General features: G+C 63.4%; 18 protein-coding genes. 11 read left to right on the plus strand and 7 right to left on the minus strand.

The genetic code is table 11. The annotated features are described in order from the left end of the window. Positions 1 to 50 precede the first annotated feature (50 nt). Positions 51 to 572: a DUF3087 family protein gene (locus tag HX855_RS30495; protein ID WP_177087488.1), complete on the minus strand. Its 522-nt coding sequence runs from the start codon at positions 570 to 572 to the stop codon at positions 51 to 53. Between the two features lie 152 nt (positions 573 to 724). Here HX855_RS30495 and HX855_RS30500 point away from each other — a divergent pair, with 152 nt between their 5' ends. After that, positions 725 to 898 (plus strand): hypothetical protein, encoded by a 174-nt coding sequence (locus tag HX855_RS30500; protein ID WP_177087490.1) that lies wholly within the window; start codon positions 725 to 727, stop codon positions 896 to 898. Positions 899 to 921: 23 nt separating this feature from the next. Next, on the plus strand, positions 922 to 1116 hold the full coding sequence (locus HX855_RS30505) for a DUF6021 family protein (RefSeq protein WP_177087492.1): 195 nt from the start codon (positions 922 to 924) through the stop codon (positions 1114 to 1116). 36 nt (positions 1117 to 1152) lie between these two features. Here the strand turns inward: HX855_RS30505 and HX855_RS30510 are convergent, their stop codons facing one another. Continuing rightward, positions 1153 to 1398 (minus strand): DUF6555 family protein, encoded by a 246-nt coding sequence (locus HX855_RS30510; RefSeq protein WP_177087494.1) that lies wholly within the window; start codon positions 1396 to 1398, stop codon positions 1153 to 1155. A 158-nt stretch (positions 1399 to 1556) separates the two neighbouring features. Here HX855_RS30510 and HX855_RS30515 point away from each other — a divergent pair, with 158 nt between their 5' ends. From HX855_RS30515 to HX855_RS30535, 5 genes are all read left to right on the plus strand, one after another. Continuing rightward, positions 1557 to 2387, plus strand: coding sequence for an arylamine N-acetyltransferase (locus tag HX855_RS30515; RefSeq protein WP_177087496.1), 831 nt, complete (start codon positions 1557 to 1559; stop codon positions 2385 to 2387). A 381-nt stretch (positions 2388 to 2768) separates the two neighbouring features. Next, on the plus strand, positions 2769 to 3137 hold the full coding sequence (locus tag HX855_RS30520) for a cytochrome c5 family protein (protein WP_177087498.1): 369 nt from the start codon (positions 2769 to 2771) through the stop codon (positions 3135 to 3137). A 77-nt stretch (positions 3138 to 3214) separates the two neighbouring features. Continuing rightward, the gene (locus HX855_RS30525) at positions 3215 to 4543 is read left to right on the plus strand and encodes a D-arabinono-1,4-lactone oxidase (RefSeq protein ID WP_177087528.1); all 1329 of its coding nucleotides are present in this window, start codon (positions 3215 to 3217) and stop codon (positions 4541 to 4543) included. A 53-nt stretch (positions 4544 to 4596) separates the two neighbouring features. After that, positions 4597 to 5811, plus strand: coding sequence for a DSD1 family PLP-dependent enzyme (locus tag HX855_RS30530; RefSeq protein WP_177087530.1), 1215 nt, complete (start codon positions 4597 to 4599; stop codon positions 5809 to 5811). Between the two features lie 96 nt (positions 5812 to 5907). Further along, positions 5908 to 8817, plus strand: coding sequence for an RHS repeat-associated core domain-containing protein (locus HX855_RS30535; protein ID WP_177087500.1), 2910 nt, complete (start codon positions 5908 to 5910; stop codon positions 8815 to 8817). A 45-nt stretch (positions 8818 to 8862) separates the two neighbouring features. Here HX855_RS30535 and HX855_RS30540 read toward each other — a convergent pair whose 3' ends face one another. The 4 genes from HX855_RS30540 to HX855_RS30555 all read right to left on the minus strand — a co-directional run bounded on the left by HX855_RS30540 (position 8863) and on the right by HX855_RS30555 (position 21794). Then, entirely contained in the window at positions 8863 to 13293 is a 4431-nt protein-coding gene (locus HX855_RS30540; RefSeq protein WP_177087502.1) for a SpvB/TcaC N-terminal domain-containing protein, read from the minus strand. Beyond that, positions 13293 to 18005: a neuraminidase-like domain-containing protein gene (locus tag HX855_RS30545; RefSeq protein ID WP_177087504.1), complete on the minus strand. Its 4713-nt coding sequence runs from the start codon at positions 18003 to 18005 to the stop codon at positions 13293 to 13295. The genes HX855_RS30540 and HX855_RS30545 overlap by 1 nt, the downstream gene beginning before the upstream one ends. Positions 18006 to 18034: 29 nt before the next feature. Beyond that, entirely contained in the window at positions 18035 to 20686 is a 2652-nt protein-coding gene (locus HX855_RS30550) for a Tc toxin subunit A (RefSeq protein ID WP_177087506.1), read from the minus strand. A gap of 166 nt (positions 20687 to 20852) precedes the next feature. Further along, positions 20853 to 21794, minus strand: a complete 942-nt coding sequence (locus HX855_RS30555) for a transporter (RefSeq protein WP_177087507.1) — start codon at positions 21792 to 21794, stop codon at positions 20853 to 20855. Positions 21795 to 21997: 203 nt separating this feature from the next. Here HX855_RS30555 and HX855_RS30560 point away from each other — a divergent pair, with 203 nt between their 5' ends. Then, positions 21998 to 23035 (plus strand): AraC family transcriptional regulator, encoded by a 1038-nt coding sequence (locus HX855_RS30560; RefSeq protein WP_177087509.1) that lies wholly within the window; start codon positions 21998 to 22000, stop codon positions 23033 to 23035. A gap of 40 nt (positions 23036 to 23075) precedes the next feature. Here HX855_RS30560 and HX855_RS30565 read toward each other — a convergent pair whose 3' ends face one another. Then, positions 23076 to 23615 carry an RNA polymerase sigma factor gene (locus tag HX855_RS30565; protein WP_177087512.1) on the minus strand — a complete coding sequence of 180 codons (540 nt, stop codon included), beginning with the start codon at positions 23613 to 23615 and terminating at the stop codon, positions 23076 to 23078. Between the two features lie 437 nt (positions 23616 to 24052). Here HX855_RS30565 and HX855_RS30570 point away from each other — a divergent pair, with 437 nt between their 5' ends. The 3 genes from HX855_RS30570 (at position 24053) to HX855_RS30580 (ending at position 26586) form a co-directional block, all read left to right on the plus strand. Next, positions 24053 to 24970: an anti-sigma factor gene (locus tag HX855_RS30570; RefSeq protein ID WP_256353040.1), complete on the plus strand. Its 918-nt coding sequence runs from the start codon at positions 24053 to 24055 to the stop codon at positions 24968 to 24970. A gap of 51 nt (positions 24971 to 25021) precedes the next feature. After that, on the plus strand, positions 25022 to 26053 hold the full coding sequence (locus HX855_RS30575) for a catalase family peroxidase (RefSeq protein ID WP_177087514.1): 1032 nt from the start codon (positions 25022 to 25024) through the stop codon (positions 26051 to 26053). Positions 26054 to 26148: 95 nt separating this feature from the next. Further along, positions 26149 to 26586, plus strand: coding sequence for a carboxymuconolactone decarboxylase family protein (locus HX855_RS30580; RefSeq protein ID WP_177087516.1), 438 nt, complete (start codon positions 26149 to 26151; stop codon positions 26584 to 26586). The last annotated feature ends 135 nt before the right edge of the window (positions 26587 to 26721 follow it).

Here is a 26721-nt window from a genome sequence, read left to right on the forward strand (position 1 = left end):
CAAAATTTCTGACACCCCCGCCGTTACCGCAGCAACGGATATACCCCCAATCAACGCACCCTCACAGCCTCAACCCACCCGGGGTCCAACCGCGTCTGGTCAGGTTCAATCCCCAACCCCCGCATCCGCTCCAGGTGCTCATCAACCTCCCGCACCAACTGCGCCTGAGAGCTGGAATTGGCGTCCAGTTCGTGCATCTGCATCAACCCAAGGTGATAAAACCGCAGCAACTTGATCGCCACCGGGTCATTCGCCTTCACCCCCTCAGTCACCTTGTGCATCACATTCGTCACACTCATCAAACTGCGCTTGAGCTGCCAGCCATATACCGCCGGCGCCAACCAGGCCTGGCGCCAGAACGGCCCCCGCACCAGGGCGACAGTGATCAACACCCCAGCAAACACCCCTCCAACATTAAAGCGAAAATTATCTCCGCCAGGCTCACCAAACACCATCACCGCCAAGCTGGACAGCCCCATCGCCAACACCACAAACACCACCGCGACTATCAACGTGCTACGTCGCGTCTGCTGGCGAAAAACAATCGGGTCGCACGGTTTAAGCTCAAACATCCGGGTGCAGTCTCCATGGGCTGAGTAGGGGTATAACGCCGGCCGGCATCTTCTCATGCTTCGCCCGTCGGAGTGACGGTAATCCGGTTGAACGATGCCCCACCGCGATTTCTCTAAACCTCGTAGGCAACCGACCCCAAGCGAGGTGAACCATGACCCGGTATCAGCAACAGCCGCCCGGCACGCCCAATCCCGATCGCACCCCTGGCGAAGAAGAGCGCGACAACGACGCGCTGCGTCCCAACGACCCTGCCGACCGGGAAAACGACGAAGAGCGGGTCGAGGAAGACCTGGAAACCCTGCACGACAAGGCCCGCCCCCTGTAACCCGGGGCGCCAAGGAGGTAGTGATGAGTAACCGTCAAAGTGGCCCGCATTCATCGGAGCATTCCAGCGGCAAGGACGAATTGGGTTTCGACCCCGATTCCCCGGACGTCGCCGACCCCCAGGTCGACCCGGTGGGCCCTGCCATTGCACCGTTGGACAAGCCAGAAAAAACCGGCAAGAAGCCGGCCTACGATCCCCTGGGGGATCTGAAAAAGTGAAGTGAGCCCCGCCATCGTGCGGGGCTTTTTCTTTCCTCATCCAAGCCGTTTTGGGGCTGTCCATGTCACCTCGGTGATGCCGAACTTCTCCGCCCAGGGCCGGGTGGTCTTTTTCACCCGCTCGTGGCCCTGTCGGCCAATGCGCCCCACATGGGCAATGTCGGCGTCAACGGCCGCCCAATGCCAGGCTTCGGCGTTGTTCATGATCTCGGCACGCACCACAAAGGTTTTCGGTTCGCCGTGTAGCAAGTAGTGAATGGTGTAGATCGTCGCGGTACTCATGGTGCCTCCCTGTCTTGTAGTGAATGGATATAAATCCGTTCAGAAAGGTTCAGAAAGTTTACGCAAGTCAGGGCGGGTGTTTGCGTCAGATCACAATTGGCAAACAACGGCCTTCGGGGTATTAGTGATGTCTTTGCCGCCCTCGCCAGGATTGCGTCATGCCAGAGCTGACCCATAGCCGCCTCTACCTGCAACGTTTGGGCTACGACACGCCGCCACCGCCCACCCTGCAAACCCTGCAGGATTTGCAGTTGCGCCACGTCAGTACCTTCGCGTTTGAAAGCCTGTCGACCCTGCTGCACGCACCGGTGCCGATCGATTTGCCGAGCGTCGAGCAAAAAGTCCTGTTCGACGGGCGGGGTGGTTACTGCTACGAGCTGAACCAAATGTTCCTGGCCTTGCTGCAGGAGTTGGGCTTCGACGCGCGGGGCATTACCGGCCGCGTGGTAATGGGCGGCCCGCCGGATGCACTCACGGCACGTACCCATCGCCTGAGCCTGGTGACCCTGGACGGTGTGCGTTACATCAGCGATGTCGGTTTTGGCGGGATGGTACCCACCAGCCCGTTGCAACTGGACACCGACGCCACCCAGGCCACCGCCCATGAACCCTATCGCCTGAGCTTGAACGAGGGCAGCTACACCTTGTGGGCTCAGGTTGCCGGTGAGTGGCGCGGCTTGTATGTGTTCGACTTGCAGTTGCAGTCACGTATCGACTACGAAATCGGCAACTGGTACGTCTCCACCCATCCCGATTCGCCGTTCCTCGGCCAGTTGAAAGTAGCCCTGATCGGCCCGGGATTGCGCCGCACGCTGAACAATGGCCAGTACGCGATTCACTACCTGGATCGCCCCAGCGAAAAGCGCGCCATCGAGGACGTGGATGAGCTGCTGACGCTGCTGCAAGCCAGCTTTGGGATTCGCCTGCCGGAGCATCCACAGTTGCGGCCCATTCTCGAGCGTTTGCTGGCGCCCGTCCAAGAGGCTTGATATAGAGCCTTCACCAGTTCGATGACATGACCCTGCGCGTTGAACTGGGCGCCCGCCGTACCATTGATGGCCGCGCCAAGCTCAAGCGTGACGAGTATGGGTTCAAGGTGGGTATAGCCTTCTAAGGCGGGCCCGACTCTAAATGTGGGAGCGGGCTTGCTGTGGCGAGCGGGCTTGCCCCGCGTTGGGCTGCGAAGCAGCCCCATCAATCTGTGGTGAAAGCCCCCTCACCACAGCAAGCCCGCTCTCCCATTTGATCGGCGTTGCTGCTCAATCAACTGTCCGCCCAAGCCCCCCTTTCTGTCCCCCAATACCCTCAACGCCGCGCCCTGGCTGCCTTAGTGTGGATCTCGCTTTCACACAATAAGAGAGAGGGTGGCTATGCGGGCAATCAACCCCCGTCGCATCGGTCTGCTGCTGGCCGTGACCTGCCTGCTGGCAGCCTGTGACGACACACCGAAACATCCCCCCGAGCGCGCCACGGCAGCCAATGCCATGCCCGGCGACGCAGCCCTGGCACAGGTCTACGACACCAGTTGCAAGCTATGCCACGCCAACCCGGCCTCCGGCGCGCCGTTGACCGGGGACGGCCCGGCCTGGAACCCGCGCATCGCCCAGGGCCCGGACACTCTGCTGGACCACACCATCAACGGCTACAACGGCATGCCACCGATGGGCCTGTGTGTGCAGTGCTCCGAAGAGCAATTCCTGGGGCTGATCAGCTTTATGTCGGGTCAACACATTCAATAAAAATAACGGGGTAGGCGATGGCGCTTTCACGGCGAGAATTGTTGCAGCGCGGCGCGGTAGCCGGCGCGTTTATGGCATTGACCAGCAACCCGGTGCTGGCCCAGTTGGCCCGGGCACCGCGGCTGATTCCCTGGCGCAACTGGTCGGGAGCGCAAACCTGTTTGCCCCTGGCGCGGCTGGCGCCAAAGACCCTCGACGAGCTGGTGCAAGTCATCACTCAGGCACCGGGCAAGGTGCGGCCGGTGGGCTCGGGGCATTCGTTCAGTGCATTGGTGCCCACCGACGGCACGTTGCTGTCCCTGAGTTTTTTCAACGGCCTGCTGGAGCATGACCCGCAAACCTTGCAGGCGACCTTTGCCGCCGGCACGCCGATGTCACGCATGGGCCAGGCCTTGAAAGACGTCGGCCAGGCGCTGCCGAACATGGCGGATATCGATTACCAGACCTTGGCCGGGGCGATCTCCACCTCAACCCACGGCACCGGGGTGGGTTTCACCTCTTACTCCGGTTGCGTCACCGGCCTGCAACTGGTGACCGCCCAGGGCGAGGTGTTGGAGTGCGACGCCAGCCGGCACCCCGAGGTGTTCAGCGCCGCCCGGGTGTCCCTCGGCGCCCTCGGCGTGGCCACTAAAGTGCGTTTGCAAAACCGCGCGCCGTACCGCCTGCGGGAGCGCCAGTGGATCGCCAAGACCGAGGAACTGTTGGAGGACGTAGGGAAAAACACCCGGGAAAACCAGCACTGGGAAATGCTCGTGGTCACCCATTCCGACTACGCGCTGTCCATCGCCCTGAATGAAACCACCGACCCCGAAACCCCGCCCATCGACCCGGCCGAGGCGGGCGGCAATGAGTTCGTGTCGATCATCGAAAAGCTCGACAAATACGGCAGCGATTTCCCCGACGCACGCCGCACCTTACTCAACAGCCTGCGCTTTTTTGCCAGCTTCGATGACCGCGTCGCCGAGTCGTTCCAGGTGTACGCCAACGTGCGCAATGTACGCTTCAACGAGATGGAATATTCGGTGCCCGCCGAGCACGGCCCGGCCTGCCTGCGGGAAATCCTCAAGCTGATCAACGACAAGGACCTGCGCACCTGGTTTCCCATCGAGTACCGCTACGTCAAGGCCGATGACATTCCGCTGAGCATGTTCGAGGGCCGCGACAGCTGCTCGATCTCCGTGCACCAGCACTACACCATGGACCACCACAACTTCTTTGCCGCCGTGGAACCGATCTTCTGGAAATACGCCGGCCGCCCGCACTGGGGCAAGTTGCATACCCTCAATGCCCGCACCTTGCAGCCGCTGTATCCGCGCTGGGACGCGTTCACCCGGGTGCGCCGTGAGCTGGACCCCAGCGGCAAATTCCTGAATGCCCACCTGTCATCGATTCTGGGAGTTGCCTGATGAACCGCAGACATTTCATGCTCGGCACCGGCGTGTTGCTGGTGGGTGGTGCGATGTTGCTCCGGCCGGGCGACCGGGGCAGCCCCTACACCGAGTACTTCCGCAGCCTCAACCAGGAACTTAAGGCCCATGGCCCGATGCGCCCGGTGATGCTGATCGACCTGGACCGGCTGGACCACAACATTGATGTGGTGATGCAGTCGGTGCAGCGTGGCGGCAAGCACCTGCGGCTGGTGGAAAAATCCCTGCCGTCACCGGGGCTGCTGGCCTACATCGCCAAGCGTGCCGGCACCCAACGGTTGATGTCGTTTCACCAGCCGTTTCTGAACCACGATGCCCAGGTCTTTCCCGACGCCGATATCCTGCTGGGCAAGCCGTTGCCGGTGCGTTCGGCCGAGCTGTTTTATCAGCACCACAAAGGCCCGTTTGATCCTTCCCGGCAGTTGCAATGGTTGCTGGATACTCCCGAGCGCCTGCAGCAATACCTGGCGCTGGCCCAGGGGTTGGGGACGAAGCTGCGGGTCAATATTGAACTGGACGTGGGCCTGCACCGGGGCGGCATCAGCGATAACGCTGTGCTGGGGCAGATGCTGACGATGATCAGTGCGCACCCACAGCAACTGGAGTTCGCCGGGTTCATGGGCTACGACCCGTTTGTGGGCATGGGGGTGCCGGGGATTCTGGGGTCGCCCCAGGACCTGTTCGACAAGGTCATGCAGCGCTACAACGGCGCTGTGGACTACACCCGCCAGCACTTTGCGGCGCTGTGGCGTGACGGGCTGACGTTGAACACGGCGGGCAGCCCGAGTTATCGCATTCACGAGCAGGAAACACTCAGCAGCGAAGTGTCGGTGGGCACCGCGTTGCTCAAGCCCACGCACTATGATTTGCCGTCGTTGAGTGAGCATGTGCCGGCGGCCTATATCGCCACGCCGGTGTTGAAGAGCACCGGGCCGGTGGATATTCCGGCGCTGGATGGCAAGTCGCGGTTGTTCTCGTGGTGGGATGCGAACCAGCGCGCCACGTTCTTTATCTATGGCGGCAACTGGATGGCCGAATTTGAGTCGCCCACGGGTTTGCAAAGCAATGAGCTGTTCGGGCGCAGTTCCAATCAGGAGATGGTCAACGGTTCGCCCAAGGTGGGGCTGAACGTGGAGGATCAGGTGTTTCTGCGCCCGACCCAGAGTGAGTTTGTGCTGTTGCAGTTCGGCGATTTGCTGGCGGTGCGCGGCGGAAAAATCGTCGAGCAGTGGCCGGTCTACAGCTGACACACCGTGTGGAAGCTGCGTACAACCGGATGCGCGCGGTGCACCCGTGGGGATGACTAGGCTGGTTGAACCATTGGTTTTCAGGTCAATCCGCTTATGTCTTTGCATCACCATACGCCGTCGCTGACGGTGATCGACCCCCGTGGGTTGAACGTGCGCAACATCGCCTATCAGCGCCGTACGGCACAGGAACCGCCCCAGGCGTGCATCACCCGCCAGGTGTTCGACCCCCGGGGTTTCTTGCAGCAGCAATGGGACCCACGGCTGTTCGCCTTGCAGCAGAGCGACCCCGAGGTACAACCCAACCTGCAGCATCGCCACAGCCTCAGTGGACAGGTGCTGTGCAGCCACAGCGTCGACGCCGGCCGGCAGGTGCGATGGTGCGGCACCGCCGGCCAACTGTTGGAGCAGTGGGACGGGCGCGGCGGCCACCAGCGCTTCGAGTACGACCTGTTGCTGCGCCCGGTGGCGGTGTTTGAGCGCGCGGCGGGCGAGGCGGCTGAACGCTGTGTGGAGCGCATGACGTACGCCGGCATGACGGCCGTCGATGCCGCGCACAATCGCTGTGGCCGGTTGATTCGTCACGATGACCCGGCCGGCACGGTGTTCCATGAGGGCTATGGCATTCAGGGTGAGGTCACCCGGCAAACCCGTCGCTTGCGCGCCGTGGCCACCGACCGTGACTGGCCGCTGCCCATGGGGGAGCGGGACGCGCAGTTACAGGCCGAGGCCTTCACCACCACCTGGCAGTACGACGCCTTGGGCCAGGTGCTGGAGCAAATCGACGCCCGTGGCAATCGCCAGCGTTCGCGCTATGGCGTGGACGGGTTGTTGAGCGACAGGGCCATCGTGTTCAAGAGCGGCGTGCGCAAGGCACTCCTGGGGCAACGCACCTTCAATGCCTCGGCACAGGTGACCTGCGAACAGGCGGGCAACGGGGTGGTCAGTGTGGCGCAGTATTCCCCCCGCGATGGGCGCTTGATGCGCTTGACCGCTCGCCACAAGGACACCCCGGACGTGCCCTTGCAGGACCTTGCCTACCGCTATGACCGGGTCGGCAATGTGCTGCGCATCCACGACGCGGCGCAGCCGACCCGCTGGGCGAGTAACGGCCAGGTGGAGGCCGTCAGCACCTTCGAGTACGACAGCCTGTCGCAACTGATCACCGCCCGCGGCCGCGAAAACGCCCGGCAGGGCGGCACGGCGGCGTTGCCCGGGCGGGTCACGTTCGGCGCCACGGACGACACCTTGTGGCGCCAGTACACCCGGCACTACACCTACGACCAGGCCGGCAACCTGAGCCAGATGCGCCACGCCCCGGCCACCGGCAGCGGTTACACCCAACGCATGCGCATCGGCGCGCGCAGCAACCACAGCGTGATCGAGCAAACCGGCGCCGTCGCGCCGGGGCTGGGGGCCGGCTTTGATCCCGGCGGCAACCTGCAAACCCTGGGCCCCGGGCAAGCCATGTCCTGGAATGTGCGCAACCAGTTGGTGCGGGTGGCGCAGGTGGTGCGGGACAACGGTGAACACGACGATGAAACCTATGTGTACGACGGTGCCGGCCAGCGCGTGCTCAAGCGTCGTGTGGCGCACACCGCCACCCTGGCCCATACCCATGAAGTGCTGTACCTGCCGGGGCTGCACTTGCATCGCCATGGCGCCACCGGCGAATGGCTGAATGTGCTGGTGGCCGAGGCCGGGCGCAACACCGTCAGGGGCTTGCAGTGGGAGCAGGGCCGACCCCGGGAGATGAGCGATGAGCAGCTGCGTTTTGGCCTGTCGGACCACCTGGGCAGCCAGGCTCTTGAGCTGGACGAGCACGCCGGCCTGCTCAGCCAGGAGAGCTACTACCCGTTCGGTGCCACGGCCTGGTGGGCGGCGAAAAGTGCTGTGGAGGCCAGCTATAAAACCCTGCGTTATTCCGGCAAGGAGCGCGATGCCAGCGGGTTGTACTACTACGGCTTTCGCTATTACGCCCCGTGGCTGATGCGCTGGATCAGTGCCGACCCGGCGGGGGATGCCGATGGTTTGAACCTTTACGCCATGGTGGGCAATAACCCTGTCAGTTTTGTCGATGCCGGGGGCTTGCAGCGGACGCCGGTGCTGGAAGTGCTGGTGTTGATTGTGCTGCTCACCCTGGTGGGCTATGGGGTCGGCGCGCCAATGCAGCGTGAGGCGGCGGGGGCGTTTATTGGTTTTTTCGGGGGGATTTTGGGGCTGGGGCTGGTGGGCCATGGGGAATACCAGCGACAACGGGCGGTGTTTGTGGTCACCGAGGCCCGCCAGCAGCAGGCCCGGGACATCGGGCGCAAAAGCGCCGAGCATCTGGGCGGCATGCGCAATCTGACGGCGCCTGAAATCGACAGCCTGGCGGATTTTTTCATGGAGCAGCGGCTGGGAGCCCCTGATACGCAACACCTGGCCTACGGCATTACGCCGGCGGCGCGGGGCGGCTACTACGCGTATATCGGCCCGATTGAACACAGGGCCGAGGCTGACGCGGCCGCCAAGTCCGAACGCAACCCGCGCTTTACCCTGTCCCGCTTGGGTTTTGTCGGCATCGAGGTCCGGGCTTCGTCACGCAAGAGCGCCTCGACGCCGTTGCCGACGGGCGGGCTGACCCAGGATGAGGTCGCCCCGGTGACCAAGGCTTCAGGCGCGCCGCACAAAGGCATTGCCGAAGCCGGCCCTGTGGCGCCGCCGGCGATGCCGGGGCTTTCATCCGGCCGCGCCCCGCACCGTCCGGTCATCGACGTCGACGATATCCTGGATGACTTGCGAGGGCCGGGCGGCCCGATTATCCGGCGGGTGCTGGGCGGTTTGGAGGCTGGCACCATCCCCTTTGCAAGAGGGCATGCGTTCCACCAGGCGGCGAATACCCGCAGCTTTGATTTGCCAGGGTATCAAGGGCATACCGGGCGGGGCGCGTACCGGTTGTTGGTGCAGCATGTGAGTGGCTTCAATTATCGGGCCGTGCGGGTGATGGACCCACACCGTCGCTGACCCAGGCCTAGGGCAACCGGGCCCTGGAACAGGCCCGGTTTTTCCTCAGGCGTCCGGTGGCAGCCCATGGGTGTCGTTTTCGTCTTCGGCCACGGTGTACCAGGCCCAGTACGTCTGGCGGCGCGTGTCGCCGTTGGCGTTGACGCTGCTGACGGGGCGCCCGAGGGGGTCATGAACATGCCGGTCAACGGGGCAGGACGCCTTGAACACATGATCCTTCAGGTAACCGGCACGCTGGGCGAAGTAGGGCCGCCACGTCCGTACCGCGAGGCCCTGGTGGTTGTACTCCACCGGGGCACTGACCCGCCAGCGCGGGCTGGCCTCTACCTCCTGCTGGGGCATCAGTGTCCCCTCGTCATCGACCTCAAAGGCCAGCCCCGGTTGCGCCTGCTGTTGGCTTTGCACCACCCGGCCAAAGCCGTCGCTGTAGGCGAGGATGACCTGGATGTTTTTTTCAGACGCTCCGGGCGCGCCTGCCAAGCGATCGGTTTGCAGCACGGCCACGTGCACCGGTTCGCGCCGGGCGGCCAGGATCAGCGCCTTCAGTTCCGGTTGCTCGCCCGAGGCCTTGAGCCGTGCCAGCGCCGAAGCCCGGATCTGCCCGCCGGGCAGCACGTATCCGCTGCGTACCCACTGGGGTTGCAGGCTGGCCGCAGGGATGCGGCCCATCCAGCTGAACACGTCATAAAAGCAGGCGCGACAGGCATCGTGCAGGGCGGTGACAGGGGCGGCGATGGCCTGGGCCGGGCTCTCGCCCTGGGCGCGTTTCCAGGTAGGCCGGGTATCGCCGCCAATGGCCGTGCCGTGTTCCCGACCCTCGACGCCCATGGCCAGCAACTGCCCGAAGGCGTCGTAGTGTGCGTACTGGTGGGAACCCTGGGCATCGGTGATCAACACCGGCAGGCCGAGCCGGTAGTCATGGCGGGCGTGGGTGCTGCAGCCGTCGGCGGTTTTGACGGTGGTGACGTGCAGCCCGTAGGCATCGTACTCAGTGTGGGTAACCCCGTGGCTCTGGCTGGCCTGGTGGCGGCGTGGCCGGTAGAAGCCCAGGGCATTGGCGTAGCGGACGTACCCCTGGTCGACCGACCACAGCTCCATGGCGCCGTCGTGCCCGGGTGTCGCCGGCAGGAACGCTGGCAGGCGGCGGTAGTGGTGTGGGTCCAGCGCCTGGCGGATATCCACCGACGGCGTGCCGGTTGCATAGGCATTCAAGGCCTGGTCATCGAACTCGGCGACCTCCAGGTGTGAGGCCAATGCCTGGAAGTCGGCGGTACCGGGGGGCAGGGGCGCAGCGTCGTCCGCCGCGCAGTAGTGCTGCACCGACAGCCCGCCAAGCTGGCGCTTGGCACTCGGCCCCACGGGGTTTGTGGCGCGGTCGTCGATGAACTGTTCATAGGCCAGGTGCCGGGCCTGCAGACTGTCCTTGGCCAGCACCCATACATTGTGGCGTTGCCGATAGGGCAATTGCAGGCGCCAGCGTTGAGGGGCGTCCAGGTGGATGTATTCAGCGCGGGTTTCGTTGAAGTACCAGGCTTGTTGCGCGGCGTCGTGTGCGTCGCGCCACCATTGCTGTTGATGGGGCGGGTTGAACGGTGGGGGATCGGCGACGGTCTTTCGCCGGGTATAGTCGACGGTCACGCTGTGTTCGAGGCTGCCATAGCGGTCCCGGCGCAGGTGCAGGGTGTGTTGGCAGACCGGGTCATCCGCCTGGCGTTCGTACCGGCAGGTGATGGACTCCAGGAGCAAGGGCAACAGGGCCGGGGCCTCTCCTAGGGCGGACGACGGCCTCAGCAGGCGCACCAGGTAACGTTGTTGCCGCACCGAATACGGCACCGCCGATGCGGGCGCATCGGCGGCGGCATAGCGTTCCTCCCGCAGGAGCTTGCCGCGCAAGGCGCGGTTGGCGTGCCGTAACGTCAGTGCGGCCGGGTGCTTGATCGGTGTGTCGTGGCTGTGCCCGGCCTCCCGTTGGGTCAGCAGGGTGGGGCCCAGGTCGGGGGCCTCAGGGTCACCCGCGTAGTAGCCCACCCGGGGCGGCTGGCCGGTGTGAAACCAGCGCTTGGTCAACCCTGTGCCGGCGGCGCCGGGCGGGCCATCGGTGTCCAGCAGCAGGCCGAAGCCGACGAACGCGCGTTCGACGCTGTCATGGCAAGGCTCCCGGTACTGGAAGTGCCGGGACAGCAGGTCGCCGCTGATCAGGTCTTTTTGCTGGTGCTGCTTGACCACCTGTATCGGGAACGGCAAAGCGCTGCCGGGAGCCTTGCCCTGGTGCTGCCAATGCTGTTTTTCGTCCAGCCATTCCTGGGCGTTGCTGCGATAGCTCAGCTTGGTTGACGCCCCCCTATTGTTGACGGTGGCCGTCAGTAAATAGGGTTTTTGACTGACAAAGTCGTATCGCCAATGACGGGGCGTGCCGTGGGGCACGCTCAGGATCAGGCTGGAACAGCCCAGGCCCTGAACGTCGGCCAGGCTGACCTGGCAGTTGGCAGCGTGGCGCACGCCCTGGGGCCAGGGCAACGTCACCGCCGGCTCCACCAGCCCGTTGCCGCCGTGGTTCATGAAGATCAACACGCGGTCGGTTTCAAGGTAGAGCAGGTCGACGGCGCCGGAGCCGTCGAGGTCCGCCAGGCGTACGTTCGCGGCATCGAACCGGGCGTAGGCGAACGGCAGGCTGGCGAACACAACGCCCCGGCCAAACCGCCCGCGTCCCAGGTTGGGCCAGCATTTGATTTCGTTGTGACGGATCCGCACCAGGTGTTGTTGCCCGCTGCCCAGCAGGTCGCAGAAGGCGACCAGTTCGGCGGGGCTGTTGCTGAGGGTGGGCAGCGCATCGGCGTCATGGGGCACGTCCAGGCCCGGGCCGAAACCTTCGGCCTGGCGGTTGGCGTACAGGCGCACGCTGCGGCTGCCGATCAGCACCAGGTCGTCAAGGCCGCTGCCCATCAAGTCCGCCAGTTGCCCGTGAGGGTGAAAGAATTCCTGTGGCAGCGCGGCAAATGGCGTGAAACCGGACCATTGCCGCTGTGCGTCGAGGGTGAAAACACCGCTCAAGCCCGGCTGTGCCACCAGCCATGCCAGGTGCCCGTTGCCGCCAAGGTCGGTCAACGCCTGGCGGGCGGGTTGGGCGCTGTCGCCTGGGGGGATCCGGGCCAGTTCCTGGAGCGGCCCGTAGGCCACCGCCTGGGTGTCGGCGGCGGGCGTGGCCCGCATCGGTTCGCGGTAGGACCAGCTTTGGTCACGACGGTAGAGCAGCCCCGGCAGGCCGTCGTTGTACAGGTCCACCAGTTGATACGGCGTTCCGTCACCGAGACCGGCCATGGTGTCGAACGGCTGATAGCGGGCGCTATCCGCCAGCAGTTTGAACGGGCTGTAAGCCAGCTCCAGCGGTGGCCAGGCGCTGATCGCTCCGTGCCCGTCCCAGGCCTGATGGTGCAAGGCCCTGAGGCTGCTGCCGATGCAGGGCCCGGTGGTGTATTCCAGCAACAGGCGCCGGACCAGTACGGGATCGGCGCCCATGCCGGGCTCGTCGGGGAAGTAGTGGAACATCAGGATTTGCCGGCACAGGCGCTGGCTGCCCAGCTCGAAGCCAAAGCCATAGCGCACGTGGGGATCACTGCGCTGGAGCCAGGGCTGCTGTTCGCCATAGGTCGGGACTTCGCTTAGCCCGGTGAGACGTTCGCCGTAGTCGAACACCAGCTCAAAGTGCCACTGCCGTTCGGCAAGGACGTTGCTGTTCCAGAGTGCCAGATGCGCCTGGTGAACCAGGTTGCCGTAGCACACCCGCGCCAGGTAGCGCTGGGCGCGACAGTCGCGGGCAGCGGGCGGCGCCTGGTCTTCGGGCTTGTAGTGGTAATAGATCTGTTCGCCCAGGGGGTTGAGGCTTTCCTGCAACAGCCATTGGGCGACGTGGTGGCGATGGTTGGGGTCGGCGCAGCGGGCCGCGTCGGTTTTGCCGAGCAGGTGCACCACACCGTCCGCCCCTTGTATCAGCCAGAACCCCGGGCGATCGGCAGGGTTCGACCAGTGTTCAATCCGGTCAAACCGGCTTTCGATCACCGGGAAATAGCGCACCACCTGGTACGTCTGGTTCAGGGCCAGGCCGTTATAACGGTCACAGGTGTGGCGGTGAAGGGCACCGTTGGCGTCACGCTCGGGAATCAGCTCGACCCCGTGGGGGTCGATGAATGCATCCTCGTCGGTGTAGGCCGGCACCCCTTTGCGCGTGTCCCGGCTGATGGCCGCCGCAGGCACCGCCCAGCCGAGGCCGAACGGGCCCTGGCCGTGGGTGCTGCGGTAGCTGAGGGACAGCGACGGGTCGAAGCCACGCCCCACGGAAATCGGCAGCGGCATCTCCAGTGCCGCTTCCCCGGTCATGCCGGTGGGGAGCCAGTTGAGGCCCGGGCCCTGGATCGCACCACCCCCCTTGGGCAAGGCGGGCAGGAGAGGTTCCGGGCGGTTGGGTGACGGGCGGTTCATCAGTGACCTCCGCTGTTTTTGGCGGTGTAGCGCACATGCACGATGATGTCGGTCAACGACTCCAGGAGGGACCGCTGCCGGGCGTGATGGGGGAAGGTCAGCTGCCAGCTGGAGACCGCGCCGGTGTATTCAAATGGCAGGTAACGCTCGTCGGTGTCGAAGTTCAAGGTGAACAGGCCGCTGTCGTTGAGGCCGCTGGACAGGGCGATTTCCTGGCGTACCCGCAGGTCTTTCTTGACCGTGCCGGGGCTGTCCGGTGCCTTGCTGGGAGGCGCGAGCCAGGTGGCGTTGGCGGTTTGGGTCAGGACCGCTTTGACGTCTTCATAAGGCCCCAGGGTGGCGGGCAGGGACACGCTTACGCTTTTGAGGCGCCGCAGGTAGTGCCCGGGGTAATCGTCGTTGAACAGCTTGAGGGTCAGCTCAAAGCGGAGGCTGCCGTTGTTGACCAGGTCGTCCTTCAGCGTTGCCCAGGGCTTGTCGGCGGTGGCCAGCGGGTCCTTGTCATGCAGCTGGCGCAGGGACACGGTTTTGCTGATTTCCAGCAGGCGTTCGTTGTGGGTGAGGTAGGCGCTGCTCATGGCCAGCAGGTTCTGCTTGAGCGCTTCGCCGGCGGTCAGGCCACGGTATTGATTGCTCCAGAGGTGGGGCTGGATGAATTGCCGGTCCCATTGCGCACGTTCCTCCTGCCAGCACGCCTGGGCGGTCAGGCACAGGGACAGGGTTGTGTCATAGGCCTGGAAGTACAAACCTGCGAGCTGGCCATTGAGCCAGTGATAGAGCTGAGTATGGGTGAAGCGTTTACCGAGCAGGTGGTACATGGTGCGCGCCTGGGCGAGGCTGGTCTGGGCCAGGTGCAGTTGCAGGCGGGTATTTTTCGCGTGCTGGGCGTAGGCCTGCAGTTGTGCGTCGACGTGGGCCAGCTCCAGGCGCGCCTGGTCCAGGGCGTGTGCCCATTCCTGGGCGCGGCGGGCGAACTGCTCGGAGCGGTCGAGGTGGGCGGCGCTGGCGCGTTTTTCATTGGCCACACCCTGGGCGGCGGCCTGTAGGGCATGGAACGCGCCTTCGTAACGGACCCCGCCATTGGCGGTGCCGAAAATGTTCGGGATCAGCATCGCCAGGCCGGCACCGGCCTGGGCCACGGCGGCAGCGGATTCCCAGCTGGCGCTCTGTTGGTAGGCATGGCTGGCTTGCGCTTCGGTGGGTGTGATGCCTTGCTTGAGTTGCTGCTCGAAAAAACTCACCCGGCCCTGAATAACACGACGGCCGGCTTCCAGGGCCTGTTGGTTTTGCAGGTCGTACTGCTGGGCCTGGGCCTGTTGTTCCACGGCAATACTGGCCAGGTCCCAGGCGTGTTGGTGCTGGGTTTCCTGGTAGTGGGCCTGCTCCTTGCGTTCGAACACCGACAGCAAGGTATTGCCCAACTGGGTCAGGTTGTCGACCGCCTGCAAGGCGTGGCCCAGCACCACCTGGAAGCGATAGTGGCTGGTGTGCAGCGCGCGCGCTGGCGCCGGCGTGCTGGCGACGGGGCTGCCCTGGGTGTAGGCGGCCAGCAGTGCCTGTGGGGTCAGTGGGGCCGCGAACAGCGGCAGGTTCAGCGGGTTGCCGCTCACGTCCAGGTCATGCCGAAGGTTGTACAGGCGGCTGTCGATTTTATCCCAGCGCACCAGCAAGTCCGGGCTCAGGGACCGGCACAGTCTGCCCGGCGTCCCCAGCGTGGCGGGGGTCCAGGGATCGACCGGGTTGACGGGTGGGCGGGGGCCTATCAGGCGTTGCGTCCTGACGTACCACAGCTTGGCTTCGGTAAGGCTGTCGCGGGTCATTTGGCGGTAGGCGGCGTCTCCCCGGTTGAGCTGGATATCCACGTACAACAGGTACAGCGCCTGGCGAAAATACGTCGGGTGACTCAACGCCAGTTGGACGGGGTCGTTGGGCGCGGCCAGGGCGTAGCTGGAGGGTGGGGTGCTGGACAGCAGGGCCGGCAGGCGCCAGCAGGCGTGTGCCTGCCCGCCAGGTTCGCAGGGGCGTGCGGGGTCGAACAGGTAACGTATCCACGCTTCGGCCTGGGCATAGTGCTGTTCCAGGTTCAACCGCTGTGCCAGCAGCCAGGGCAGGTACAGGAACAGCTCCCAGAAGTACCGGCCGTGGGCACCGTGGAAATCCAGGGCAGTGTCACCCAGGCCGGTGGCCAACGGTGGCTCGCGCCAGGTGTCCATGGGCAGGGAAAACACGCGATGGAGGTCGCTGCTGGCGGTTTTGGTCAGCAGGCCGGCCACACAGGTATTGGTGCGTATGGGCGCACGTTGTTGCGCGGAATCGTCAGCGGTTTCGATGATCGACCCGCTGAAATCAATGAACTCCGCCGTGCCGTAGGGCGCGGAGGTGAGGTGGCGGATACCGGGGGCCAGCGGGATCACGGGCGAGCCGCCGTGGGTGTCGAGTTCGAAGGTCGCCGTTTTCAGGGCGTATCCCAGAATCATCGGGTCGGGAAAGTTCAGGTCGGTTTTGAGGATCAACACGCCGTGAATCAGGGTCAGTATGCCCGGGGGCGCGGTATCGCCGTTCTCGTCGTAGGGCCGCAGGGTCTTGGGGTCCAGTTCAATCTGGGCGTTGAGGCGATGGGCCTTGGGCAGTTCGGTGAAGTTCTCGCGCAGGTCGCGTCGTGAGATTTCCACGCCGTCCACCAGGACCGTGTTGCCCCGGTGGGGGCTATGCGGGAGGGGCTTGCCTCGCTGCTTGGGAAACATCAGCACGGGCTTGTACAGGCGTTGTGCCTGGGATGCACGGGTGTTGGCGAGAATCAGGTCACGCATGTGCCGGCGTGGGGACTCCTGCCGGTTATAGATCCGCAGGGTGAGGGTGTAGGGCGAATTGGAGGTGTTGAAGAAGTAGTCGAAGGCCTCCTGGGTAATGTAGTTGCCGGCCAGGCTGATGTGCATGGTTCTGCTGCGTGTTTCACCCTGTTCGACGGATGAAATAAATGAGGTGACCGGGCTGTTCGTTTCATCATGAATAAATTCGCTCAGGCTGACCCCGGTCTTGTTGCACTTGAGGCTCAGCTCAAGCTCCATCCGGGACAGGTTGGTGAACACGATGGTCTCAAGGGCGATGGCTGAGGTGGCGTCCAGCAAAAGCCCGGCGCCGTTGGCTTTTTGTATCGAATCCCCGGTACTCAGGATGATCTGGAGCGTGACGAGGGCATCGGCGGCGTCGAATACCACGATGCGGTGTGCATCGAAGCTTTCCGTGAGCCTGGCGGTGACCTCCAGTACCGAAGTCGTTGTGTTGAACTGGATGTCGGTGTCGGGGGACAGGTCGCTGATTTTTCGTTGGTTGCCCTCGTAGTCCCAGCCATGGGTGCCTGGGTTGGGGGCGTCGGTGGTCAGGTGCTTCACCTTGACCTGGGCGGTTTCGGGGGCCCTGAAGTGGAAGTTGAGTTTGTTGTGGTGGGCAAACAGCGTCAGGTAACGCTTGGCCAATTCGGGCTCCTGCGGGCCTGAGCGCGTGACCCTGGGGCTGCCGATGGATTCAAGCCACTGGATGTTCAGGTGTTGATCCAGGCGGACGGCTTGAAAGAACCGTCCGTTGGTATCGTCCTGATGGGGCGTGCGGTGCTGGTTGCCAGGGTGTGCGCTGATGCCCAGGAACAGGGAGGGCGGGTGAGTCCTGGAGTCGAGGATGGCAATCGAGCTGGTGGCCTTCATCAAGTCTTCAAGGCTCAGTTTATGCAGGGCGCTCATGACGCAGTATTCCTGGATGCAGGCCTGGGGCGCGCTCCAGCTGCCATCGAACTTCATGTAGGAGACGTTGAGCCGGAACTGCAGGTAATGGCTTTTGAGGTGGGCTTCGAGGCGCCGCTGGAAGTCGTTTTGCGATTCGTCCTCGCCGAGCCCGAGAAACGGCGTGGTGTCCCCCGAGGACGACACCGGGTTGATGCATTGCGCCCACACCACAAACAGCCGGCCGTTGAAGAACACTGGGCGAATGGTGTGTTCGGGTACGTTTTCGCTGATTGCCAGGTGGATTTTTTTCCAGCCGGACCAGGCTGTCGGGCTGGGCGTGTCCGGTGTGTGAGGCAGCCGCTGGGACATGTCCAGTGAGCGCCAGTAATAGGTGTTCTCGGCACTGGATTTGCCGGTGAAGTAGTAGACGCTGTTGGCCAGGTGGTCCTTGTCACCATCAATGTAGCCATTCAGGGTTTTCAGGTTGGCGAGTTCTTCGAACCGGTTGAGGTAGCCCTGAACCGCATTCAACAGGGGCTCGGGTTGAATCTGGAACTGATTGAGCTCGTTTTCCAGTTGCTTGAAACTGTCACTTTTGTCGTGGCGCAGGGTCGGGTCCAGGTAGCTGGCGGGGTAGTGCCGAAGCTGTTGGCCGGCGCGCCACAGGGCGTAGCTCGACAGGCTGTCACGCCAGCTTGTCTCCTGGGCCGGGCTCATGCCCTGCCGTTCGTAGCCGGGCTCCAGGCCCAGGTACAGCGCATGGATGTACTGCTGCAAACTGGCAATTGCACTGGCGATCCGGGTGGTGAGTACGGCCTGGCTGATTTGGGGGTCCAGCAGCCAAAAGCCGTACACGTCTTCGGCGGTCGTGAGGCTGTCGGCCAGGCCCAAGGCCCGGACGGTCTTGTCCTCGGGCAGGACGGTGGCCAGGTAGAACGCCAGCATTGCATCCCGCCATTGTTCGTTGAGGTGTTGAGTGGGTACGTGGGGCATGGTCAATCCTTGAACCGGTCGCGGGGGGGTTAGTGAGGGGCGGCCATCAGCGCAGCGCCGACCTGTTTCCAGGCCTCGCTGGTGTAGGCGGCGGGCAGGTCGGCGGCTTGCAGCAGGGTCTCGGCCGAGAGCCCGGTGAGCCTGGCGGTTTCACGGCAGCGCATGAGCCAGTCCAGGTGAGCCAGGGTGTGCACGCGTTTGCCGGGCAAGCGTTCAATCACCTGTTTCACCTCGCCCGGCGTCCATCCCAGCATCGTTGCCAGCCGGTGGTGGGCGTGGGCAGGGTCTGGGGTTGAGGGGGAATGGGCGTGTTGGAAATACCCGAGCACCGTGTCTTGGGAAAGCCCGTAGGTGTCGAGGCAGTCATGAAAGCGTCGCAGCAGATAAACCGTGTGCAGCGTCAGTTTGAGTACGGACCCCGGCCCCTGGTCGCTGTTCAGCCATTCGGGATTTTGCAGGAAGGTGTGCAGCACCTGGCGGCTGACCGCAAGGCCAAGGAAGCTCTCGGCGTCCGGCAAGGTCAGCAGCAGGTTTTTCAGCACGCTGGTGCTGGATTCGGCGCTGGCTGCCCGGGCGAGCTGGCGCGCGGTGTGCTTGATGGACTGAGCCACAAGGGCCGGGTCGTAGGCGGCGTGGGAGGCGCTGCTGAAGAAGGCTTCGATTTTGCCCTTCAACGGCTGCAGTTGCTGATAGAACTCGCCCAACTTCTTGGTGATGGCCTGCCGGGCATCGTCGTGCAGGGCGTTGTTCCGGGCAGGGTCCAGGCTCAGGGTTTGCTCTTCAATCAGGTCGACGAGGCCTTTGGGCAACTCCTTGGGCGGGGTTGGGCGCAGCGACGGGTGGCTGCGCAGGATTCCATGCACGATCACGGCATGCCACTGGATGGGCGCCGCCTTCGTGGCGGGTTCAGGCTGGGGGAGTGCCAGCTCGTCGAGATCGCTTGGCTGCAGCAGGCCTTGGCGGGTCAGCTCCACCAGTTCATTCAAGTGTGCGAGGTAGCCCTGGACCAGAGGGGGTTGCGCCATGGGGTCTAGGACCAGTTGGCGCCTGAGGTCGTCGACGGATTGCTCGGTGTCTTTGAGCCAGGTCACCAGCCAGTCCATCTGCATCAGCACGTCCAGCAGGTCGGCTGGCGCGTTGCCGCCGGAGGGACGCAGGTGCGGCGCGACCAACTGTTTGCAGAACACCGTGCCCCCCAACAGGTGTGCGAGGTGATAGGCGTCGATCACCGACACGCCGAACATCCGTGCAATGCGCGCCTGGCGATACAGCGCGCCAAACACGGTCAGCGTCGGGCAGGCCGGGGGCAGGTGCTGGCGCGCCTGGTCGACGACCCAGAGCAGCGAGTCGGGCGTGTCCCTAAGGCCCAGGCCTGCACACAGGCGATGCCGTATGGCCTCCGGCAGCGGCTCCTGGAGTGCCAGCATCCGTTGGTCCACCCGCAGGGGTTGGCCCGCCAGCGGCGTGTGGTTGAACACCTGGTCGTAGAGTGACACCCGGGTACAAGGCGCATGCACCGGGATTTCATGCAACAGCGCGCAAAACGCCTCGGGCTGCAGACTGTAGCGCCGCTCCAGGTAGCGGAACACCCCCAGCGCCCGCAGGGTGTTGTCGTTCAGGGGGAAGCCCGGGTCGGCCTGTTGCTCGCTGCGGGCAATGCTCACCAGCAGCGTATCCAGCTGGTCGAAGGGTATCTGCAGCCAGCGTTGCAGGCGGATCATCCGGTGCAGGCGCTGGAAGCGATTCCACGAGGTATTTTGCAGGCCGGTCACGCCGTTTTCATCGGGCGCGAGTCCCAGGCCGGCCGGGGCCTCTGCACTCACCGGGCCATTAACGTACGCCGCGCCGGTGTGCAGTGGCGGTTGCCCGGTGGATGCCGGCAGGGCGGTGGCCGAAACGTTGCCCGACAGCACGGGCAGGGACCTGCCGCAGGCCAGCAGCGCCTCGGTGTGCTCCGCTGTCAGCTCGGTGCGGTGCAGCCAGTGTTGCAACCCCTTGAGTGAGTGCTCGTCCGAGCCGTAATGCCGGGTGAAGAAATCCCCCGCCAGCACCGGGCCGGGGCGCTCGCTGAAGGCCTCGGTCAACAGGTTTTGCTGGGCCGGGCTCAACCCGGATAACAGGCGTTGTGCTTCGAATGCTTGTTGGCTGACCACGCCGTACGTATTTTCCGGGCGTTGAGTGAGGGGCAGCTTGAGGCTGATGCGGTAACTGAGTTCGCCCAGTGGTGGTTTTCCGTCGGTCAGGCTCAGCCAACACTGCCGATGGGCCAGGTCGAAGGGCAGCAGCAGGGGGTAGCGTTGTTTGCCGAGCACGTCATCCCGGGTGCGGCCACGGTGCACGCCCGGGGTGTTTGTCAGGAAGGCATCGAGGTGTTGGGCGAGGGTTTGGTTGACGATGGTGAGCTGGGGGACCAGAGCCGTGAGGCTTTGCTCGTCAATCTGTAACGCCTTGAGGTCAGGGCGCCGGTGGTCCAGGGTGATTTTTGGCCGGTGGCCCTTGCCAGTTTTTTCCAGTTGCAGGGCGAACCGATACAGGGCCTGCAAATACGCGACGGGTGAGTCGACGGCTGCCATGGAGGAGGCGGGGCAGAGCAGGTTCCAGTCTTCATGAAACAGGGCGGTGTAGGCAGTACCTTCCGGGGGGCGTGCCGGGTCGAGCCGGGAAGGGGGTTGCGTGTCCATTTTTGATCAATCTCCTGAGAACCCAGGGCCAATGCCATGGGCAACGGCACGCTAGCATGGGCCGGCGGGCCGGCTCGGTCGGCCGGATCGCTGAGTGCGCGAGGAGAAATCAGCTTTGAACGCAGAGGGCGCGACAGACCCTGTGGGCGGTCTGCCGCGGGGAGGTTTACAAGGCGAACGGAATCGTCAGCTTCGCCCACAACATGTCGCCTTCCGGGCGGTTCTGCACGTCAAATTCCTTGGCCCAGCGCACTTCCGCACTGGCGTACTTGAGGAAGGTGAAATACACCGCAGGACCGATCGCAAACACCTGGCCCTTGACCCCGTCGTCGACGTCTTCGCCATAGATGTTCACCACCGTACGCCCGTACTGCTTATCGTCGGTGGTCTGCTTGAGGTAGTAGCCGTTGAGCCCCAGGCTGAGGTTGTCGGTGACCTTGTAGCTGGCGGAATAATCGAAGTGGAAAATCTGCCCTGAACGGTAATGGGTGTCGGGGTTTTCCTTGTTGAAGCTGTAGGTGGTCTTGATCGACAGTTCGGTGCGCTCGTTGGGCATCCAGGTCGCCGACACCAGGGGTTTGTAGGTGTAGAAATTGTTGCTGGTATTGGCCAGGCGCGAGGCGTCGTATTCGCCGGTGGGCAGGGTGATTTCCAGGGCGGTGCCCACGGTCAGGTTCTTGCCCAGGTCCCAGAGAATGATCGGCGCTACCGTGGTGTCGCCCATGCTTTCCCGGGTGTCGGACATACCGAACAGCGACACCTGTTGCTTCAGGTATGGCTGGGCGATGTAAGCCCCCAGGCGCCCGCCGAAGACCCGCAGCGGGCTGAGGTAATCCAGGCGCGGAATGATCGCATCGGATTTGATCTTCACGTCCGGCACCTTGCCACCCAGGGAACTGATATCGAGCTTTTTGGCTTCGTAATGGTTGTAGTAAATGTTGAAGGCGAACATATGGTCCGGCAGGTTGTTCACGTCCAGCGGCAGGATATAGAAGCCGTCGGTGCCTGGGCCGATGTTGTCGACGCCGCCTTCGGTGGCCAGGGCCGGCAGGCTGATGAGGGTCAACAAGGCGAGTTGCACGGGGTAAAACGCACGGGTCGGGTTCATGTCTGGGCTCATTATTATTGTTAGAGAGACGCTGCCTATAGAAATAAGCCCTCGACGCCCGGCGGGGCAGGGTATTGGCGGCCACATAGGGGGACTTTGGCGGACAGCTTTCATCCAGAGTGCAGCGCCTCTTGCAAGCGCCTATGATTGTCAGGATGTTTCCAAAACAAGAACTGAAGCACTCAGTCGGGAATCGAAGATCCATGCAAAGGAAAGCCGTTGATCCGCAGTATGACCTGGCCCTGGTCTCGCCATTTCTGCTGCAAACCCTCGGACACGTGGTTGCGCAAAAGGGCGCAAGTGCCGAGCACCTGTGCCGTGGGCTGGGGTTTACCCTGGCTGACCTCGATGACCCGGCCCAGCGGATTTCCTATCGCCAGGCGGTCGCGATGATCCAGCGTGCCCTCAAGGTGTTGCCCGATCAGGGGCTGGGCCTGTGGGTGGGCCATCAGAATGTACTCGGCACCCTGGGCCTGCTCGGGCATGTGATTTCACTGTGCAAGACCCTGCGGGATGCGTTTGCCATCGGTGAGCGTCACCAGCACACCTCCGGCGGTATCGCCACCTCACGCACCCGTGAAGGCGCCGAGGAAGTGTTTGTGGATATCGAATGCCTGCTGCCCTATGCAGAGGTGCAGGTGTTCGCCGCCGAGGAGTTCTTCGCCAGCCTGATGGTGTATGGCCGGGCCTTGGTGGGCGAGGGGTTTATGCCGCTGCGGGTGGAATTCATCCACGCCGCGCCCGGCTATGTCGCCGACTACCACCAGCTGTTTGGCGCGGACGTGCGTTTTGGCTGCCTGCATAACCGCATGGTCCTGGCCAGCCACTGGCTGGACGTGCGCCTGCCCAATCACCACGCCCTGGCCCTGCGCCAGGCCCTGGAGTTGCTGGAGCTGGAAAGCGCCCAACTGCATCAGAAAATGGATTTGATCCAGGCGGTGGAGCGCGCGATTTCCCGGGACTTGCAGGGCAGCCAACTGGAAAAGGTCGCCAGTGACTTGAACATGAGCGGGCGCACCTTGCGTCGGCGCCTGACCGAGCACGGGCTGACGTTTGAAGGCTTGCAGGAGCAGGTGCGACGGGCACGCACCATGGGGTTGCTGAGCAATCCGGGGTTGTCCATCGAGCGTATTACCGAGGAAGTGGGCTATAGCGATGTGCGCAGTTTTCGGCGGGCATTCAAGCGCTGGACCGGGCTGAGCCCCAGTGCGTTTCGGGGGGAGGGAGGAGGGCTGGCGTGATCCCTGGGGTGGTCCCTTCAGGACGCCATGGAGGTGTTGATTACGCGTCTGAGCGAGCGCGCAAAGGTTTGCTTTTCGGCGAATCAAAAAGCGCGCCGATCGCCTGACGTGCCCGCGACAACCGGCTCATCACCGTGCCGATCGGCAACTCGAGCATGTCGGCGGCTTCCTTGTAGCTGAAGCGTTCCACACCCACCAGCAACATCACCTCGCGCTGGCCTTCGGGCAGCTTGTGCACGGCGTCCAGAATCTGCCGGTGCATCAGGTCGGACTCCGGGTTGGGCGCCTCAGGGTCGCTGACGGTTTCGAGAAATTCGTCGTTCCAGTCCATGCGCGAGCGGCTGCGCACCTTGCGTGAACGCAGTTCGTTGATCCAGGTGGAGTGGACAATCGAGAACATCCAGCTCAACACCGAGGTGTCAGGCTGCAATTGATGGGAGCGTTCCAACGCACGCACACAGGCAAGCTGGACCAGATCCTCGGCGTCGTGCTTGTCGCCGGAAATCCGCAACGCGAACGCCCACAGGCGCGGCAGCAGTTCTGGCAGCAGTGCGGGTAAATCTGCACCGGTGATCGACATATTTCCTCTTATTATTTCAGGATGCCTAAAATGGAGCGGTCAGGCTACGAGGTTATGCCGTAGCGGATGCCAATGTCTGGGCGTCCTTTGCGTTGCTGAGGATCCTGGGAAGCGCGTGCGGAACAGCGATATTTGGTGCAAAAGCACAAAGCGGGCCAACAGATGATTGTGTCATTGTCACTGGAACGATACAGACACAATGTGAAACATATAATATTTAACGGGCCGAGGGAATATTTTCGATTCACAGGTGTTGTCTTAGAGTATTTGCTCCTGTTTTAAAGTATTTTTGGTTTGCCTTTTAGTGTTTCCAGTTGTTGCAACAGGATAATTGATATCAATATGATGGCTGTGTGCTACCCGCTAACCAGCCCCATTGGCCCACAAGGCCGAGATCACGTAACGTAGTCATGATGAATAAATGGAGTGATGACCCAATGGTAGCGGACGATGCCCTGCTTATGGCCTATGTTGACGGCGAACTGTCGCCGCAACAGAACCAGGAGCTTGAGCGGCTTATGGACGCTTCGCCGGATTTGGCCCAGCGCGTCTCCCGGTTGATGGCTTCCTGCCTGCCTTATGAGGAAGCGTTTGCCCGGCAAAAACTGCCGCCGGTACCCGAAAGCTTGAAGCTCAATATTGCGGCCTTGGCGGCTCAGCATTCGGCTGCCCAAACTGCGGCGCCAGCGCCTGTTCCCGTGGCTGTTAAAAAAGACAGCGTTTTTGCCCGCTTGTTCGGTCAGGCCCGACCTAAATTTGCATGGACCGCCCTGACGTTCGCGGCAGGCGCTGCCTGTTATGCGCTGGTGCTGCAAGTCGGCATGCTCAACGGGGTGTTCAAACCCGGTTTCGACGCCACCGCGCCCGCCATGGCCCAGACCTTGCCGTGGGTGCAGCAGGCGGCGGCCTATCAGCATCTGTACACCCGGGAAACCGTGGACTACGGCGCCCAGCCCACCGATGTGGTGACCAAGACCCTGGCCGATATTCGCGACATCGACGGCCTGGCCCTGCGCGTGCCGGACCTGAGTTCCGCCGGCCTGACCTTCAAGCGCGTGCAACGCCTGCGTTTCAACAACAAGGCGCTGATCCAGTTGGTCTACCTGCCCGAAAACGGTGCGCCGGTGGCCCTGTGCGTCATGAAGGAGCCCAAGCCTGACCAATCCGTGGCCCAACAAAGCGTGGCGCAAATGAACGTAGTGACCTGGCGCCAGTCTGAACTGGGCTATGCGCTGATCGGCGAGCCCGAAGGTGTGGACCTCAAGGCGGTTGCCCGCCTGGTTGCAGACCGAACGGCTGGCCAGCTGTTCGCAGTTTCCCGCGCACCAATGTGGGTCGCTGATATTCAGAAATGACAGTACCGGGATCGAGCATTGGATCCCAATGCTGCGATTCCAGGTAGGTTGATGAAAACGCGCCATCGTCTGATATTCCCCCTCACCGCTGCCGCCCTTGCCCTCGCTTCCTGGGCTTATCACGGGGGGTGGCTGGCTTCCGCGTTTTCCCCGTCACCCACTGCGGCACAAATCGTCGATGAAATGGAAGCCGCGGCCGGTCGGGCTCATCCCGGCTTTCGTCGTAACCATGCCAAGGGCCTGTGCATCACCGGCAGGTTTGAAGGCAGTGGCAAGGCGGTAGAGATCTCCAGCGCCGTGGTGTTCCAGCGCGGCAGCGTACCGGTGATCGGCCGGCTGTCGGCTGCCGGTGGCGACCCGGCGCAGGCCGATGCCCACGGCATGATCCGCAGCATGGCCCTGAGCCTCACCGGCGCCGATGGCCAGACCTGGTACACCGCGATGAATTCGGTACCCGTGTTCCCGGTCAACACGCCTGAAGGCCTGTTCGAGCAGTTGCGAGCCTCGATGCCGGAGTACGGCAGCAGCGGTCCCGACCCGCAGAAGATGAACGCCTTCAAGCAGGCGCATCCGGAGATTCAGCCGTTCGAAGCCTGGCTGGCGGACCATCCCGCGTCGTCCGGTTTCGATAACACCGCGTTCTACAGTGTGAATGCGTTTCGCATGACCAACGCCCAGGGCCAGGTCCGCTTCGTACGCTGGAGCATGGTGCCCGAGACGGCTTACACACCGATGACTGCGCAAGAGGGCAGTGACCCGGACTTCCTTGCGTTCGGTTTTGCCAATCGGGTGGCCCAATCACCCGCGCGCTGGCACCTGATGATCACCCTGGCCGAGCCCGGCGACCCCACCACCGATGCCACCCTGCGTTGGCCCGAAGAGCAACGTCGGCAGATCGATGCCGGGGTACTGCTGGTCGACCGGCAACAACCGCAGATCGATGGCGCCTGCCGCGACATCGACTTCAACCCCCTGGAATTGCCAGCGGGTATCGAACCGTCCGACGACCCGTTGCTGCTGGCCCGTGAAGCCGCGTATGCCGAGTCCCACAAGCGTCGGGTGGAGGAGCAAGCCGGGCACTGAGATTGGCTACCCGATCTTCCCCCGGATTGGCTATTTGCCCAACGCACCCGTCTCACTACTCTAGACACCAATCCCCACTGTTCTGGAGTACCACCATGCAAATCCGTACCGACTTCTACACCGCCTCCCCGGATGCCATGAAAGCCATGCTGGCCCTGGAAGCAGCGTCCGGCAAACTGTCCATCGAACTGCCGCTGCTGGAACTGATCCGCCTGCGTGTCTCGCAGATCAACGGCTGTGCCTTCTGCCTTGACATGCACACCGCCGACGCCCGCAAGGGTGGCGAGACCGAGCGTCGCCTGTACACCTTGTCGGCCTGGCGTGAAACGCCGTTCTTCACCCCGCGCGAACGTGCTGCGCTGGCCTGGGCCGAAAGCCTGACCCTGATCAGCCAGACCCACGCACCGGATGAAGACTTCAACGAACTGGCCGCCCATTTCAGCGCCCAGGAGCAAGTCGACCTGAGCGTGGCGATCTCCACCATCAACAGCTGGAACCGCCTGGCGATTGGCTTTCGCAAGATGCCCAAGTAATCAACCAACGAAGCAGCTCCAGTGTGGGAGCTGTCGAGCCCCAGCGAGGCTGCGATGGCGGTGGCACAGTCAACATGGATAGTGGCTGATCCACCGCCATCGCAGCCTCGCTAAAGCTCGACAGCTCCCACCTTT

Source organism: Pseudomonas sp. IPO3778 (genome assembly GCF_013386825.1).
Classification (GTDB): Bacteria; Pseudomonadota; Gammaproteobacteria; order Pseudomonadales; family Pseudomonadaceae; genus Aquipseudomonas.

Bases quoted from the DNA above. Each gene is read 5' to 3' on its own strand.
- HX855_RS30495 (WP_177087488.1), bottom strand. From the start codon at position 572: ATGTTTGAGCTTAAACCGTGCGACCCGATTGTTTTTCGCCAGCAGACG.
- HX855_RS30530 (WP_177087530.1), top strand. From the start codon at position 4,597: ATGTTGCTCCGGCCGGGCGACCGGGGCAGCCCCTACACCGAGTACTTC.
- HX855_RS30505 (WP_177087492.1), top strand. From the start codon at position 922: ATGAGTAACCGTCAAAGTGGCCCGCATTCATCGGAGCATTCCAGCGGC.
- HX855_RS30500 (WP_177087490.1), top strand. From the start codon at position 725: ATGACCCGGTATCAGCAACAGCCGCCCGGCACGCCCAATCCCGATCGC.
- HX855_RS30535 (WP_177087500.1), top strand. From the start codon at position 5,908: ATGTCTTTGCATCACCATACGCCGTCGCTGACGGTGATCGACCCCCGT.
- HX855_RS30510 (WP_177087494.1), bottom strand. From the start codon at position 1,398: ATGAGTACCGCGACGATCTACACCATTCACTACTTGCTACACGGCGAA.
- HX855_RS30565 (WP_177087512.1), bottom strand. From the start codon at position 23,615: ATGTCGATCACCGGTGCAGATTTACCCGCACTGCTGCCAGAACTGCTG.
- HX855_RS30520 (WP_177087498.1), top strand. From the start codon at position 2,769: ATGCGGGCAATCAACCCCCGTCGCATCGGTCTGCTGCTGGCCGTGACC.
- HX855_RS30570 (WP_256353040.1), top strand. From the start codon at position 24,053: ATGGTAGCGGACGATGCCCTGCTTATGGCCTATGTTGACGGCGAACTG.
- HX855_RS30545 (WP_177087504.1), bottom strand. From the start codon at position 18,005: ATGCCCCACGTACCCACTCAACACCTCAACGAACAATGGCGGGATGCA.
- HX855_RS30555 (WP_177087507.1), bottom strand. From the start codon at position 21,794: ATGAACCCGACCCGTGCGTTTTACCCCGTGCAACTCGCCTTGTTGACC.
- HX855_RS30580 (WP_177087516.1), top strand. From the start codon at position 26,149: ATGCAAATCCGTACCGACTTCTACACCGCCTCCCCGGATGCCATGAAA.
- HX855_RS30575 (WP_177087514.1), top strand. From the start codon at position 25,022: ATGAAAACGCGCCATCGTCTGATATTCCCCCTCACCGCTGCCGCCCTT.
- HX855_RS30550 (WP_177087506.1), bottom strand. From the start codon at position 20,686: ATGGACACGCAACCCCCTTCCCGGCTCGACCCGGCACGCCCCCCGGAA.
- HX855_RS30515 (WP_177087496.1), top strand. From the start codon at position 1,557: ATGCCAGAGCTGACCCATAGCCGCCTCTACCTGCAACGTTTGGGCTAC.
- HX855_RS30540 (WP_177087502.1), bottom strand. From the start codon at position 13,293: ATGAACCGCCCGTCACCCAACCGCCCGGAACCTCTCCTGCCCGCCTTG.
- HX855_RS30560 (WP_177087509.1), top strand. From the start codon at position 21,998: ATGCAAAGGAAAGCCGTTGATCCGCAGTATGACCTGGCCCTGGTCTCG.